Origin of the sequence: Haloferax larsenii (genome assembly GCF_024730625.1) — an archaeon.
In the GTDB taxonomy this organism is placed as follows: domain Archaea; phylum Halobacteriota; class Halobacteria; order Halobacteriales; family Haloferacaceae; genus Haloferax; species Haloferax larsenii.
In genome coordinates this window covers 244,995-259,721 of record NZ_CP078063.1, presented here as the reverse complement: position 1 = coordinate 259,721, position 14,727 = coordinate 244,995, and the positions used below count along the sequence as shown (strand labels likewise).

The 14,727-nt window shown below is 64.0% G+C and carries 13 protein-coding genes; 7 read left to right on the top strand and 6 right to left on the bottom strand.

The genetic code is table 11. The annotated features are described in order from the left end of the window. Nucleotides 1-163: 163 nt before the first annotated feature. Complete coding sequence (locus KU306_RS01405; protein ID WP_258302644.1) at nt 164-1,849, top strand: DUF3604 domain-containing protein; 1,686 nt, start codon at nt 164-166, stop codon at nt 1,847-1,849. Nucleotides 1,850-1,910: 61 nt separating this feature from the next. On the opposite strand, the gene KU306_RS01400 is transcribed toward KU306_RS01405, so the two are convergent. Next, nucleotides 1,911-2,933: a sodium:calcium antiporter gene (locus KU306_RS01400; RefSeq protein ID WP_258302643.1), complete on the bottom strand. Its 1,023-nt coding sequence runs from the start codon at nt 2,931-2,933 to the stop codon at nt 1,911-1,913. A 197-nt stretch (nt 2,934-3,130) separates the two neighbouring features. Here KU306_RS01400 and KU306_RS01395 point away from each other — a divergent pair, with 197 nt between their 5' ends. The 3 genes from KU306_RS01395 to KU306_RS01385 all read left to right on the top strand — a co-directional run bounded on the left by KU306_RS01395 (nt 3,131) and on the right by KU306_RS01385 (nt 4,321). After that, on the top strand, nt 3,131-3,361 hold the full coding sequence (locus KU306_RS01395) for a DUF7996 family protein (RefSeq protein ID WP_007542714.1): 231 nt from the start codon (nt 3,131-3,133) through the stop codon (nt 3,359-3,361). Nucleotides 3,362-3,467: 106 nt separating this feature from the next. Next, nucleotides 3,468-3,719: a DUF8006 family protein gene (locus KU306_RS01390; RefSeq protein WP_007542716.1), complete on the top strand. Its 252-nt coding sequence runs from the start codon at nt 3,468-3,470 to the stop codon at nt 3,717-3,719. Nucleotides 3,720-3,790: 71 nt separating this feature from the next. Next, complete coding sequence (locus KU306_RS01385) at nt 3,791-4,321, top strand: DUF5815 family protein (RefSeq protein WP_007542718.1); 531 nt, start codon at nt 3,791-3,793, stop codon at nt 4,319-4,321. Between the two features lie 27 nt (nt 4,322-4,348). Here the strand turns inward: KU306_RS01385 and thiC are convergent, their stop codons facing one another. Next, nucleotides 4,349-5,746, bottom strand: coding sequence for a phosphomethylpyrimidine synthase ThiC (thiC, locus tag KU306_RS01380; RefSeq protein ID WP_007542720.1), 1,398 nt, complete (start codon nt 5,744-5,746; stop codon nt 4,349-4,351). 189 nt (nt 5,747-5,935) lie between these two features. Beyond that, the gene (locus KU306_RS01375) at nt 5,936-6,958 is read right to left on the bottom strand and encodes a S66 family peptidase (RefSeq protein ID WP_258302642.1); all 1,023 of its coding nucleotides are present in this window, start codon (nt 6,956-6,958) and stop codon (nt 5,936-5,938) included. 144 nt (nt 6,959-7,102) lie between these two features. Between KU306_RS01375 and carB the strand changes: the two genes are divergently transcribed. After that, on the top strand, nt 7,103-10,357 hold the full coding sequence (gene carB / locus KU306_RS01370; protein ID WP_258302641.1) for a carbamoyl-phosphate synthase large subunit: 3,255 nt from the start codon (nt 7,103-7,105) through the stop codon (nt 10,355-10,357). Between the two features lie 139 nt (nt 10,358-10,496). After that, on the top strand, nt 10,497-11,222 hold the full coding sequence (locus KU306_RS01365) for an SDR family oxidoreductase (RefSeq protein ID WP_007542726.1): 726 nt from the start codon (nt 10,497-10,499) through the stop codon (nt 11,220-11,222). Nucleotides 11,223-11,297: 75 nt separating this feature from the next. Here KU306_RS01365 and KU306_RS01360 read toward each other — a convergent pair whose 3' ends face one another. Then, nucleotides 11,298-12,119 (bottom strand): NAD(+)/NADH kinase, encoded by an 822-nt coding sequence (locus KU306_RS01360; protein ID WP_258303413.1) that lies wholly within the window; start codon nt 12,117-12,119, stop codon nt 11,298-11,300. 141 nt (nt 12,120-12,260) lie between these two features. Here KU306_RS01360 and KU306_RS01355 point away from each other — a divergent pair, with 141 nt between their 5' ends. Then, nucleotides 12,261-13,517: a KaiC domain-containing protein gene (locus KU306_RS01355; protein ID WP_258302640.1), complete on the top strand. Its 1,257-nt coding sequence runs from the start codon at nt 12,261-12,263 to the stop codon at nt 13,515-13,517. A 38-nt stretch (nt 13,518-13,555) separates the two neighbouring features. On the opposite strand, the gene KU306_RS01350 is transcribed toward KU306_RS01355, so the two are convergent. Together KU306_RS01350 and KU306_RS01345 are read right to left on the bottom strand one after the other, a co-directional pair. Next, nucleotides 13,556-13,717 (bottom strand): hypothetical protein, encoded by a 162-nt coding sequence (locus KU306_RS01350; RefSeq protein ID WP_160163438.1) that lies wholly within the window; start codon nt 13,715-13,717, stop codon nt 13,556-13,558. A gap of 58 nt (nt 13,718-13,775) precedes the next feature. Beyond that, nucleotides 13,776-14,447 (bottom strand): nitroreductase family protein, encoded by a 672-nt coding sequence (locus tag KU306_RS01345; protein ID WP_007542733.1) that lies wholly within the window; start codon nt 14,445-14,447, stop codon nt 13,776-13,778. Nucleotides 14,448-14,727: the final 280 nt, after the last annotated feature.

The window sequence follows — 14,727 nt, the reverse complement described above, 5'->3', positions numbered from 1 at the left end:
ACCCCGGCCGCCCTTGCGGTCAATATCAACCTCGCTCGCCGCGACAGTCCCCTTCTCGCGGCGAGTTAGTTTTTTCCGCGGTGAGCGACTGCGCTCGCGAATTGGACGTTGACTCGCTGTCTTTGCCACCTGATTCTTACTTTCTCCAGCCCTAACTCTCGCCGTGTTCGACGACACGCTCACGAAATTTGCGGAGACTGCCCGTATCTTCGCCGAGCGACGGCCGTCGATTCGAGACCTGTGGGCCAGTCGAACCGGGTCGTTCGACCGCGTGCACGCCATCTTGCCTTCGACGGCCGTAGTGGGCGAATCGCTCGACTTGACGGTTCAGGTGTGGGACGAGTACGAGCGACTCCACGACGTGTACGACGGCGACCTGCACGTCTCGGCGACCGACGACAACGCCGACCATCCATCGCGCGTCTCGTTCGCGGGTCGGGACGAGGGGTACGTCACGCACCCCGGCGCAGTCTCCTTCGAGACGCCCGGCATCCACTATCTCACGTTCTCCCGTCCAGGCGTCGACGAGCGGTACGTCTCGAATCCGGTGTCTGTGACGGCCGAAGCGCCAGCCGAACGCGTCTACTGGGGGGATATCCACCTCCACTCGCGCCTCTCGGATGGGACCGGGAACCCCACCCGTGGCTATCGGTTCGGCCGCGACGTGATGGCGCTCGACGTCGTCGCCTACACCGACCACGACACGATGGGATTTTTCATCCCGCCGACGCTCCAGCGCGCGCTGATGCACAACTGGTACTTCGACCGACTGCGGCGGGTTGCAGACCGCTTCGACGACCCCGGTAAGTTCGTCACGCTGTTCGGCTACGAGTGGACCAAGCAACCCAACTGCGGTGGCCACATCAACGTCTACTTCGAAGACAGCGACGACGCCGTCCTCTTCGACTCGCGGACCGGCACGACGAACACCTACGAGAAGCTCTGGGACCGCCTCCGCGAGTTCGAACAGACGCACAACTCGCGCGTCGTGACGATACCTCACCACCCGACCGAGGCGATGTATCCCTTCGATTTCTCCGCCGTCGACTACGACGACGAACTCGCGCCGCTGGTCGAAGTGTACTCACAGTGGGGGTCCGGCGAGCGCCCTGGGGCCGACGGGAACCCGTTCCCGTTGGCGATGGGTCGCGGCGAGATTCCCGACCCGGGGCACTCCGTCCGCGACGCGCTTGCGATGGGCAACCGAATCGGTATGATTGCCGGAGCAGATTACCACGGCCCGCACCCCGGTCACTCACTCATCCACGCCGACCCGCATCTCCCGTCGACCATCGAGTGGCTCAGAGACGGCGTCGGTTGGGCGAGCATCTGGCGCATCTGGAACGAGCGTAGCTACCCCGGCGGTCTCACGGCGTTCCGCGCTCCTGACTTGACCCGAGCGTCAATCTTCGAGTCGCTCCGGTCGCGCCGAGTGTACGGAACTTCTCAACCACACCGCATCCTCGCCGATATTTCGGTCGCGGGGGTCTCGCCCGGCGAGAACGACAGCACGGTCCGACTCGACGCCCGCGACGAGGCCCGAAAAGTCGCCGTCGAAGTGGCTGGCACCGCTCCGCTCGAACGCGCGGAAGTCGTCAAGAACGGCGACGTGTGGCGAACACAGGCGCTCACAGCCGACCCCGATGCCCCGCTTTCGACGTACACGACGAACGTCTCGTGGACCGACGACGACCCCGTCGAGGGGATGGTGTGGGACGAGAAGCGACGGTCCGAGGTCGACGTGTACTACCTTCGCGTGACGCAGGTGCCGCGACACTGCGAGTTCCCCGGGTCTGCGTGGGTGGGTCCGGTCTGGGTTGAGCCACCGAGTGAGTGGATGAGTAGGTGAGTAAGTGGGTGACTGAGTAAGTGAGTGAGTGGGTCGCTGGCTCTCTGCGTTCCTTGACTGGTCAGCCAAGGAGCCGAATGACTCCGAAGCTCTCTGCGACCAGCCACGCGAGGAACACGCCGTAGGTTCCGAGGAGGACGAACGACTCTCCGCGCGTCAGTGCCATCTCGGTTCGGAGGACGGCGAAGAAGACGATGGACGCGCCGGTCAGAAAGCCCATCATGGGCACGACTTCTTCGAAGGCGATGACCGCGCCACCTGCCACGAGAATCCCCACCGGGAGTGCAACGAGGAGCGCGAAGACGTTGCTTCCGAAGACGTTCGCGAGGCTCATGGTCGCGTTACCCTGTCGGGCGGCCGTGACACTGACGAACGTGTCCGGAAGGCTCGTCCCGGCGGCGACGACGGTCAACCCCCAGAGGAACGTCGAGGTGCCGAACAGTTCGCCGAAGCCGACCGCGGCACGCACGAGTAGTTCGGCTCCGACCAGAATCACGACCAGCGAGACGACGAGCGCAACCCACTGCCGGAGCGGGTCGATGTCGTTTACCACCTGCGTCAGCATCGCGCGATGGTCCAGCGTGTCGTGGTACTGCATGAAGAGATAGAGGCCGTACAACGCGAGCGGAATCGTCGCCAGCGCGGGCGTGACGACCCCGTCCAACTGCTCGGGGCCGTTTGCCGGACGGTAGATAACCGCCAGCGAGAACGTCAACACGAGGACGGCGAGCGAGAGCAGATAGAACTGCGCTTCCTTGTACACGAGGTCTCGATTCGACGCGAGACGCTGGTTCTCCCCCGCCAGCGCCGACACCGCCGGAATCACGAGGATGTTGAAGACCGCCGAGCCGACGATAGCGCCGATGCCGATGTCGAACGCGCCGTACCGGAGCGTCGCGATGATGATGCTCGACAGTTCGGGAAAGCTCGACCCGACGGCGGCGATGACTGCCCCCTGAACGATAGCTGGGAGGCCGTAGTACGCGCCGAGACGGTCAGACGCTCTGACGAGCAGGTCGCCGCCTTTCCACGCGAGGGCGGACCCGACGACTGCGAACACGACGAGGACCGGAAGTGATGCCACGGCGACCATTCGGACCCTGACGACAAAAAAGCGTACCGAACGAGCGCCTGAGCGATGGCTCCGATGCGTCGGCGTCCAATATATGGATTAGGTAACGTGTATAGGGTTCCTGTGCCGCAGTCGGGTGATTTCGACGACCTCACCGTGCTGTCGGACGAACCGTGCCATTCACGTCGTCGCGCCCCCGACGCGAAGACATGAACGAGACACAGGGGTCGTGGTTCACCCGCGGTCGACTCCTCCTCATCGCGGTCGTGACGGCCGGCATCGTCGTACCGGGCGTCTTGCGCCGACTACTCGGGGAAGCGGGATACAACGACCTCGGGATGGTCGTGTTCGTCCTCGGCTACGCCGCGATGATTTTGGTCGTCTGGTACGGGTGGATTCGCCCGCTCGAAATTAACGGGCCCGGCGACCAGCAGCACTGAGAGCACTCGGAGGCGACACCCCACCATATCGGGGGGCTGTAGGCCCTAAACGGAACGGCAATAACGGAACTTTGATAGTCGAATCGAACCGACCGAGAAAACAAGAATGCTTCCCCTTCAGCTCATCGACAGCTTTCTGCTCAATTACAACATTGGGCAGGCGCTGCTGCTCGTGTTCATCCTGTCAACCGTAGGGGCACTGCCGCTGAAGTCCCGGCGTATCCTCGGCATCAACACCATCGTCTTCGGGCTCATCTTCCTGTTGACCCCGGTGGCAATCGCCAAGCCCCACTACCTGTTCCTGGGCATCGCGCTGCTCATCGTCGGCCCCATCGTCTTCGTTTCGGGCCGTCGCTGACCACACTTCTTCTCTCTGGGGTAACACCCCAGAACGCGACTTTTAAACACCGAGGACCGTAATCCCTCGGTATGTCTGAACCGCGCGTCCCCGGCGGACGCGGGGCGGTCCTCGACCTCCCCTGCGGCGAACAGAAGCGCGTCCGGGAACTCGACCTCGGGAAGCGAGAGTTCGACTGTCCCTGTGGCGACGCCCACGCCGTCGTCATGGACGTCCACCCTGCCGACCGATTCCTCCCCGAATTCCTCGTCGAGGTACTGCAAGGGACCATCGAAACGACGAGCGAGGACATGCCGGAGTTCGGCACGGCCCACCTCATGGGCATCGTCCTCGAAGAGTTCCCCAAGGCGGTCGTCTCCGAGGACGTGTCCGACGACGGCGAAGTCGGGGCCGGCATCGTCTGGGTGACTGACTTCGACTCCCGCCGACTCCACGAGATCATCGTCGAACTGGTCGTCGAACTCATGGAACACGCCGTGAGCCACGCGTCCGACGACAGCGCAATCACCGAGTTCGAAGAGAAGATGCTCCAGTTCGACGTGAGCGAGTTCGTCGAGCAGTACCGCGCCCAGCGCGACCTCGACCCGGGCCCGTACGCCTAACGACGAAGCGCCAGCGGGGAGTCCGGCTTAGTCGTCCGCGTGTGGCGACTCCGGCGTGAAGGTGACGCCGTCGATTTCGATTTTCTCGGGGACGCGACTCGTGTCGTGCGTCCCGACCGGCGGGAGGTTCGTCTCCGCCGCGAGCGACTCACTCAGGTCGGTCTCGTCTTCGATGGCAGACATCTCGCCGTCGGCGTCGCGCGCGTCTTGGTCGATTCGCATCGAACAGAACTCGACACCGCACATCGAGCAGAAGCGCGCTTCTTTGTAGTTGTCACCGGGGAGCGTCTGGTCGTGATAACTCTGCGCGCGCTCGGGGTCGAGCGCGAGGTCGAACTGTCGTCGCCAGTCGAACTGATAGCGCGCTTCCGAGAGCGCGTCGTCCCAGTCGCGCGCGCCGGGCAGGTCGTTCGCAACGTCGGCGGCGTGGGCGGCGATTCGATACGCGGCCAACCCTTCTCGAACGTCTTCTTTCTCGGGCAGGCCGAGGTGTTCTTTCGGCGTGACGTAGCACAGCATCGCGGCACCGGCGCGTCCCGCCTCGGTCGCGCCGATGGCGCTCGTGATGTGGTCGTAGCCGGGCGCGACATCGGTGACGAGCGGGCCGAGGACGTAGAAGGGTGCGCCGTCACAGAGTTCCTGTTGTTTCTCGACGTTCTCCGCGACTTGGTCCATCGGGACGTGACCGGGGCCTTCGACCATCACCTGGACGCCGTGGTCCCACGCGGTCCGGGTGAGTTCGCCGAGTGTCTCTAGTTCGGCGTACTGCGCCTCGTCGCCCGCGTCGGCGACACACCCGGGCCGGAGTCCGTCACCGAGTGAGAAGGTCACGTCGTGTTCGGCGAATATCTCACAGATTTCCTCGAACGCCACGTACAGTGGGTTCTGCATGCTGTTTTCTTCCATCCACTGGGCGAGAATCGACCCGCCGCGCGAGACGATGCCCGTCTTTCGCCCGTCCGTGAGCGGCAGGTGTTCCATCAGCACGCCGGCGTGAATCGTCATGTAATCGACGCCCTGCTCGGCTTGCTTCTCGATGACGTCCACGAGGAGGTCGCGGGTGATGTCTTCCGGACTCGCTGCTTGCTTGACTGCCTCGTAAATCGGGACAGTTCCGACGGGCACGGGCGAGTGGGCGACGTTCGCCTCGCGAATCTCGTCGAGGTTCGACCCGGTCGAGAGGTCCATCACCGTGTCCGCGCCGTAGTGGACCGCCGTGTGGAGTTTTTCGAGTTCGCCTTCCAGACTGCTCGTCTCTTCGCTGTTCCCGATGTTCGCGTTGACCTTCGTGGAGAACTCCCGGCCGATAATCATCGGGTCCAGCGACTCGTGGTTGTGGTTGCTCGGGATGACCGCCTGCCCGGATGCGACCTGCTCGCGAACGAACTCCGGCGTTCGGTTCTCGCGGTCGGCGATGCGTTCCATCGCCGGGGTAATGGTACCCTCGCGTGCGTGTTGGAGCTGTGTCTGCGCCATATGACCTAGTAATATCACTAAGTAATAGATTTTCTGATGGCACGCTGCTGATACGCTGCGGTCACACTGCGATTTCGCTCTCGGACTCGTTGAATACTGGCGATAGAGCGCGCAGAAAACGAGTGACGATGGTGACGTCTACTCGAACCGAACTCGCCCGACGGCGGGGTCGAGCGTCGCCTTCGCTCCGAGTGGGAGCGGGACGTTCGGGTCGGCGTGCCCGAATTCGACGTCGAAGACGGCCGTCGCATCGGGGTTGTACTCGTCGAGGACAGACAGGACCTCTTCTCGGAGTTGCTCGCCGTAGTCGGCCGGTGGCTCCCACTCCAAGTCCGGTGAGAACGTCTGGGGGCGACCCATCATCAGGCCGTCGAACCGTTCGAGAAGGCCGCGCTCACCCATGGTACGCAAGGTGTACCGAACCTCGCGGGGAAGGGGCACGTCTTCGGACGTTTCGAGCGCGAGAATCGTCCCGTCGAGCTCCGTGGGGGCCGGGAGATAACGGTCCGTCTGCAGGTGCCACTCGACGATGGCGAACGTCCCACCCCAGAGGCGGCCTGTCACCCGGTTTTCACCGTGCCACGTCCGGCCGGTGTTTTCGTGCCACTCGCGCGGCTCTCCGGAGTCGAAGTCGAACCACTCGTCGGTCCACTCGGGGGCCGGTTCGACGACGCCGAGAGACGACTGGAAGAACGCGCGTCGGAGGTACCGTTCGAGGTAGGGGTGAATCGCCGGGTCGACGGTGAGCGTCGGGTGAAGTGTCGCACCGTAGCTCACGATACCGTGATTCCAGAGGAACAGCCGGAGGTTGTCGTTGTCGCTGTAGCCGTAGAACCGTGTCGGCGACGCGGTCAGTCGGTCCGGGTCGAGGTGCTTCAGCAGGCGAATCTGGTCGTCGCCGCCGGTGGCTGCGATAACACCGCGAATCGTGGGGTCCTCGAACGCGTCCATGATTTCTTCCGCGCGCGCCTGCGGGTTGTCCCGAAGCCACTCCCAGTCCTTGCGCGCCGACTCGAAGACGACTGGTTCGAGGTCGAACGTCTCCCGCAACCGCTCGCACGCGCGGTCCAGCATGGACTCGTCGATTGGACGCGAGGGGGCGGCGACGGCGATTCGACTCCCCGGTTCGAGCGGCGGGGGAGTCGTGAACACGTTAGGCATGCGTAGCGTGTTCTCGCAACCTCCTCAAAAGCCTTCCCCGGGCGGTCTGTCGGCGCTCGGCGTGATTTTCGAAATTCGCAATCGAGTTTCGGACCTCGTAATTTTTCGCCGGACTTATTACGATGTGCGGATTGGATTGCGACGATGACTGACGAGGACACCCCGGCCGGGACTCAGACAGGAACCGAGGACCGGACGATTCTGCTCATCGGAAGTGGCCCAATCCAGATCGGACAGGCGGCGGAATTCGACTATTCCGGCGCGCAGGCTTGCCGCGCGCTTCAGGAAGAGGGTGCACGAGTTGTCCTCGTCAACTCCAACCCGGCGACGATTATGACCGACCCGGAGATGGCGGACAAGGTCTACATCGAACCTATCACGACCGACGCCATCGCCGAGATTATTCGGAAGGAACGCCCCGACGGCGTCATCGCCGGACTGGGCGGCCAGACGGGACTGAACGTCACCGCAGAGTTGGCCGAGGAAGGCGTCCTCGACGAGTTCGACGTCGACATCATGGGGACGCCGCTGGACACGATTTACGCGACCGAGGACCGCGACCTGTTCCGCCAGCGGATGGAGAAAATCGGACAGCCCGTTCCCCGTTCGACCACCATCTCGCTGGAAGACGGCGAGAAAGTGTCGAACATCACCGAAGACGACCTCGAGGGGCGCGTCGAGGACGCCGTCGACGAAGTCGGCGGTCTCCCCGTCATCGCCCGCACGACCTACACGCTCGGCGGCTCCGGGTCCGGCGTCGTCCACGAGATGGACGAACTCGTCGCCCGCGTTCGCAAGGGACTGCGCCTCTCGCGCAACAGCGAGGTGCTCATCACCGAATCCATCTCCGGGTGGGTGGAACTCGAATACGAAGTGATGCGCGACGCCGACGACTCCTGTATCATCATCTGTAACATGGAGAACATCGACCCGATGGGTATCCACACCGGCGAGTCGATGGTCGTCACACCGTCGCAGGTCATCCCCGACGAGGGACACCAAGAGATGCGCGACGCCGCGCTCGAAGTCATTCGCGAACTCGGGATTCAGGGTGGCTGTAACATCCAGTTCGCGTGGCACGACGACGGCACCCCCGGCGGCGAGTACCGCGTCGTCGAGGTGAACCCCCGCGTCTCTCGCTCCTCCGCGCTCGCCTCGAAGGCGACTGGCTACCCAATCGCCCGCGTGACCGCGAAGGTCGCACTCGGCAAGCGCCTCCACGAGATTACCAACGAGATTACCGGCGAGACCACCGCCGCGTTCGAACCCGCAATCGACTACGTGGTGACGAAGATTCCGCGGTGGCCCAAGGACAAGTTCGGCGACGTCGACTTCACGCTCTCGACGGCGATGAAGTCCACGGGCGAGGCGATGGCAATCGGCCGCACCTTCGAGGAGTCCTTCCTCAAGGCGCTTCGCTCCACCGAGTACGAACCCGCGCCCGACTGGGACGAAATCCCGGACGACGAACTCGAAGCCGAGTTCCTCGAACAGCCGTCGCCCGACCGCCCCTACGCTATCTTCGAGGCGTTCGAACGCGGCTACACGGTCGAGGACGTCGTCGAGATGACCGGCATGAAAGAGTGGTACGTCGAGCGCTTCAGTCGCGTCGTCGAGGCGGTCGAAGCGGCCGCCGAGGGCGACTTCACCGAGGCGGCGACCGTCGGCCACACGAACGCCAGCATCGCGGCGACGACCGGCGCGACCGTCGACGAGGTCGAACAGGAAGTCCCCGGCCGCTCGTACAAACAGGTCGACACCTGTGCCGGCGAATTCGCCGCACAGACGCCGTACTACTACTCCTCGCGTAAACCGGAGTTCTTCAGTGGCCCGCTCAAGGGCGCGGCCGCCGGTGAAGAACTGCAAGTCGACCGCGACCTCGAAAGCATCGTCGTCGTCGGCGGCGGCCCGATTCGCATCGGACAGGGTGTCGAGTTCGACTACTGTTCGGTCCACGCGGTGCAGGCGCTCCGCGAGATGGGTATCGACGCGCACGTCGTCAACAACAACCCCGAGACGGTTTCGACCGACTACGACACCTCCGACGGCCTGTTCTTCGAACCCATCACGGCCGAGGAAGTCGCAGACGTTATCGAGGCCATCGACGCCGACGGCGTCATGGTCCAGTTCGGCGGTCAGACCTCGGTCAACATCGGCCACCCGCTCGAATCCGAACTCCAGCGTCGCGGACTCGACTGTGAAGTGCTCGGCACCACCGTCGACGCGATGGACCTCGCCGAGGACCGCGACCGCTTCAACCGCCTGATGGACGACCTCGGCATCCTCCAGCCGGAAGGTGGCTCCGCGACGAGCGAGGAAGAGGCGCTCGAACTCGCAAACGACATCGGCTACCCCGTCCTCGTCCGCCCGTCGTACGTCCTCGGCGGCCGCGCGATGGACGTGGTCCACTCCGACGACGAACTCTGTGAGTACATCGAGGAAGCAGTTCGCGTCTCGCCCGACAAGCCAATCCTCATCGACGAGTTCCTCGCCGACGGCGTCGAACTCGACGTGGACGCCGTCTCCGACGGCGAAAACGTCCTCATCGGTGGCGTGATGGAACACGTCGAGGCCGCCGGCGTCCACTCCGGCGACTCCGCGTGTATGATTCCGCCGCGCTCGCTCGACGAAGAGACGCTGGCGCGCGTCCGCGAGGTCACAGAGGACATCGCAACGGCGCTCGACACGGTCGGGCTGATGAACGTCCAACTGGCCGTCAAAGAGAACGAAGACGGCTCGAACGACGTGTACGTCCTCGAAGCCAACCCGCGCTCCTCGCGCACCGTCCCGTTCGTCTCGAAGGCGACCGGCGTTCCGATTGCCAAACTCGCCGCGAAGGTCATGGCGGGCCAGACGCTCGACGAACTCGACGCGGCCGAGCAGATTCCCGAGCAAGTTTCGGTCAAGGAAGTCGTCCTTCCGTTCGACCGCCTGCCGGGTTCGGACCCGCGTCTCGGCCCGGAGATGAAGTCCACGGGCGAGGTCATGGGCACCGCGACCACGTTCGGCAAGGCTTACGAGAAGGCTCAGGCCGCCGCGGGCGACGCCGTCCCCGACGCCGGTACTGCCCTCATCGACCTCTCTGACTCCGAGTTCCCGGACGCCGACAGCGAGGCCGGACAGGAACTCCTCGACGACTTCGCCGAGTTCTACGATGTCGTCACGCCCGACGACTTCGAGGGTGACGCCATGCTCGCCGCACTTCGCGAGGGCGAACTCGACTTCGTCGTCTCGCGGAACCGCGAACTGCTCATCGACTGCGTCGAAGAAGACGTGAGCTACTTCTCGACGCTCGCTTCGGCGAAAGCCGCGGTCGAAGCGCGCGCCTCGGCCGACGAGGACATCGACGTCCACCCAGTCTCCGAGCGTCCGCGCGTCGTCGCCAACTGGGGGCAGTAAGGCACGCTGACGGGCACTCGACGGCACACTGCGACCTGCTTTCGTACGCCGCGAACTGCTTTTCGACCACCCCCCTTTTGGGATACCCGACTTTTGACGCGTCCACGAAGGTTATTGACCCTCGCCGCTACGTGTGGATATGACACGGACCGACGGACGCGTGCTCGTGGCAGGGGCGACGGGAAAGACCGGCCAGCACGTCGTCGAGGCGCTGTCTGAGACGCCGTTCGTCGTGCGGGCGGTTACTCGCGATACGGACGCGGCGGATTCGCTCCGGGAACAGGGCGTCGACGAAGTCGTCGTTGGCGACCTTCTGGACCCTGACGACGCGGCGCGTGCAGTGGCTGACGTCGATGCGGTCGTCTCGGCAGCCGGGGCCGCGTTTCGCCTCGAAGATATCCGCGGCGACCTCGTTGATGGCGCGGGCCTCGTCAACCTCATCGACGCGGCGGCCGACGCGGACGTCAAGCGCTTCGTTCTCACGTCCTCCATCGGCGTCGGCGACTCCAAGGGTGGACTTCCGCTCTCTATTCGCGCGATTCTCACCGCTGGCGGGGTGCTCTCGGCCAAAGAACGCAGCGAGGAGCGACTGAAAGAGACCTCGATGGACTACACTATCGTCCGCCCGGGTGCGCTGACCGACTCACCCGCGACAGGCGACGTGCTCGTTGGCGAGGGTGGTGACTCGGTCCGCGGGAGTATCCCCCGCGCCGACGTTGCAAACGTGCTCGTTCACGCGCTCTTTACGCCGGAGACGGAGAACCGAACGTTCGAAATCGTCTCACAGCCCGGACTCCGCGACCCACCGAACACACTTGTCGATGTCGAGTGGGGTCAGATTCCGCGAGCAGAACCAGCCGAGTGAGCGGGTGTCGAAGAGTGAGGGAGTGAGAGAGTAAGAGAGTGAATGAGTGAGTGGCCGTCGAACGACGACGGAGTCCTAATCGAGTTTTCCGAGGGCTTCGAAGAAATCCGAGGTCGGTCCGGCGAGTCGGACCGGAGAGTCTGACCGCTCGATAGTGACCTCGATTGGGGGTTCGACGGTGCGTCGGGTCCGACCGTCGCCGACGACGACGGCTTCCTCGGCGTCTGTGACCGTCACCGTCACTGTGGCGTCCAGTGGGACGACGAGCGAGGGCATTCCCTCGCTGGCGGCCATCTCCGTGACGACGAGTCCTTCGACGCCGGGGTGGACGAGCGGGCCGCTCTCGCTGAGGTTGTATGCCGTACTCCCTGCGGGCGTCGAGACGAGGACGCCGTCGGCGTGCCCGCCGGAGTACAGCGACCCATCGACACGAACCTCGATGCCTGCGCCACCGCCGTGGCCTCGGCGGGGACCGTGGACGACGACTTCGTTCATCGCGGGGTCGAGTTCCCAGTCGTCGCCGCGGGCGACGATGCGCGGGACTTCGCGAATCGCCGGTTCGTCGGCGCGGATTTGTTCGACGACGTCGAGGACGGCGTCGATGGCGTCGTCGGGTGAGACGGCGTTGAGAAAGCCGACTTCGCCGAGGTTGACGCCGAGAATCGGAACGCCTTCGCCCCCGCGGGCGGCGTAGAGGAACGTGCCGTCACCGCCGATACTCACCACGAGGTCGCAGTCGGCGAACTCCTCGACCGGGAGGCCGTCGATACCGAGTTGTTCGGCCGTCGCGTCGTCGACCAGTGCCTCGGCATCGACGGCCGCGAGTGCCTCGCGCATGTCTGCCGCGAGATACGCGGCTCGACTGTTACCCTTCTGCGCGACGATGCCGACGTTCATAGCCCGCGGTTCGATGGCCCCGGTCAAAAGCCCACCGTCACAGCCGGGCCAGATACGGGAAACGTTCATCACGTCCGCTGCCAACGTTGTGGTGATGGCAGCGACGGAAGTCGTCCAGTTGGGCTCCCGCTGGTGGTTCCCGTGAGCGACGACGACTGGTTCGAACGGGCCCTCCAGGAGGCCGACGAACAAGCTGACTCCGACGAAGAAGTCGGTGACGACGAAGCCGGGAGCGACGCGGAAATGGAGTCTCAAGCCGACGAGACGGCATCGGATTCCCCAGCCGACGACGCGGAACCAGAGTCCTCAGCCGACGAGCCGGCATCGGCGGACGACGAGGCGACACCGGCGGCCGACGCAGAGACGCCTGTCGAGACAGACGACGACACGACATCTGCGTCGGACTTGGACGCCGGTTTCGACGCCGAAGGCGATATCTCGATACCAGATTCTGACGCCGGTTTCGACGCCGAAGGCGACGCATCGATGCCCGAGACGTCCACGGACGAGTCTGACGACAACCCCTTCGGGACCGACTTCGCGACCGCGTTCGAGAATGCCCCGTCCCCGGACGCCATGGGTGGCGCACCCGGTGAGGGTGGGTCGGGAGACCCCGGTGCTGGGTTCGGATTCGGCGGTGGCGGCGGTGCCCCCGGCGGGCAAGAACCCCTATCGTTCGACGACGAGGACTTCGAATCCGATATCGACCGTATCGACGTCGGAATCAGTGGCCTCGACGAGATGATTCTCGGCGGGGTTCCGAAGCGTTCGCTCATGGTCGCTATCGGGAGCGCCGGGACCGGGAAGACGACGTTCGGACTCCAGTTCCTCCACGAAGCGCTCGAGAACGGTGGCAGCGGGGTCTACATCACCCTCGAAGAGAGTCGCGAACGCATCCTCGATACGGCCGACGAGAAGGGATGGGACTTCACGGGGTACGAAGACGACGGCCACCTGTCGGTCGTCGCCATGGACCCCGTGGAGATGGCGAACAGCCTCACGAGCATCCGAAACGACCTCCCGCGTCTCGTCGAGGAGTTCGGGGCCGACAGGCTCGTCCTCGACTCGGTGTCGCTCCTCGAAATGATGTACGACCACCCGTCGAAGCGCCGCAGCGAGGTGTTCGACTTCGCCCGGTCGCTCAAGGACGCCGGCGTGACGACGATGCTCACGTCCGAAGCGGACCGGGACAATCCGCACACGTCGCGTCACGGCCTCGTCGAATATCTCGCCGACGCCGTGTTCGTCCTCCAGTACGTCCGTCCCGACGACTTCCGAGAGACGCGACTGGCAATCGAGATTCAGAAGATTCGCGATGCGAACCACTCCCGGGAGACGAAACCGTACGAACTCACCGACGAAGGTATCAGCGTCTACCGACAGGCGAACATCTTCTGACTGCGAGAAACGGGCGGCCTTCTATCGGTCTATTCGCGTCACTCGATGTCTTCGAGCGAGTCGAAGCCGCTCCAGCACTCACACTCTAAGTCGTCGATAGAGGTCACCTCGTCGGGAAGGTCGGAAATCGACATTCCGGCGCCGACGTCCTCGCAATCGTCGGCATGTATCGAGAAGTCATCACTCGACATGATAGGCATACTCGCACGTACCGACTCATCTGTGATAAAGCTATGAATTATCGCTCGGGACGGCTGGTTAGTCGTCTGCCGGGGCGGGTTCGGCAGACTGCTCCGGGTTGAACTCCTCGTAGTGGACGACTTCGTCTACCGGGCGGCGATACTTGCGCTCGGCGTCCAGTTCACCGGCGTCGTCGGCGGGGATGCCCATCGTCAGCAGCATGACGGGTTCGTACTGGTCGCCGTCGACGTCGAACGCATCGAGGACGGCGTCGGGGTCAAAGCCGCCGATTGGGCAGGTAGCGACGCCTTCGTTCCACGCGGCGTACATGAGCGACATCGCGACGAGCGAGGTCGAACGGACGGTCCAGACCCGGCGTTCCTGTTCGGGGAGGTCGGCCATGCCAGCGACGTTTTCGAGAATCCCATCGCGAACCTCCTCGTTCGGCAGGTAGCCCTTTTCGAGCATGTCGTCGGCGACGGTCTCGGCGTGCGCTTCGGGGTCCTTGTTGCCGAGGATGACGACCGAGGCGGCGGCACCAGTGACGTGCTCTTGGTCGTAGGCGGCTTCACGGAGGGCTTCCTGCGTTTCGTCTTCGCGCAGGACGACGAACTCCCACGGCTGGAGGTTGTAGCTCGACGGTGCCTGAGTCGCGTTCTCGAATATCGTTTCGAGCGTCTCGTCGTCGAGCGGTTCGTCGGCGTACTCGTGGAGCGAACGGCGGGTCGTGGCGACCTCTTCGAAATCCATCATATGCCGAAATGGACCCCGTCATAATAGGGCGTAGGGATGCGGCCTAAACCACCGATTTCGGTGTGCTCGCACCACTCGTTGTCCGGTTACCACCTAATAACATTCGTGTAACTACGATTGACACCCTAGTGATGGTTTCAGGGCTACTCGTGTTTCAAAGATTCGAGGCAGGATTCCACGGGTCACCCGACCCGTGGTTGTTGACTGTCTCGTCGCTCGCCCGTGAGTTGTCAGACTTCGTGTGAATTGTGAGTTCTATGGTGCATGCTAGCATACG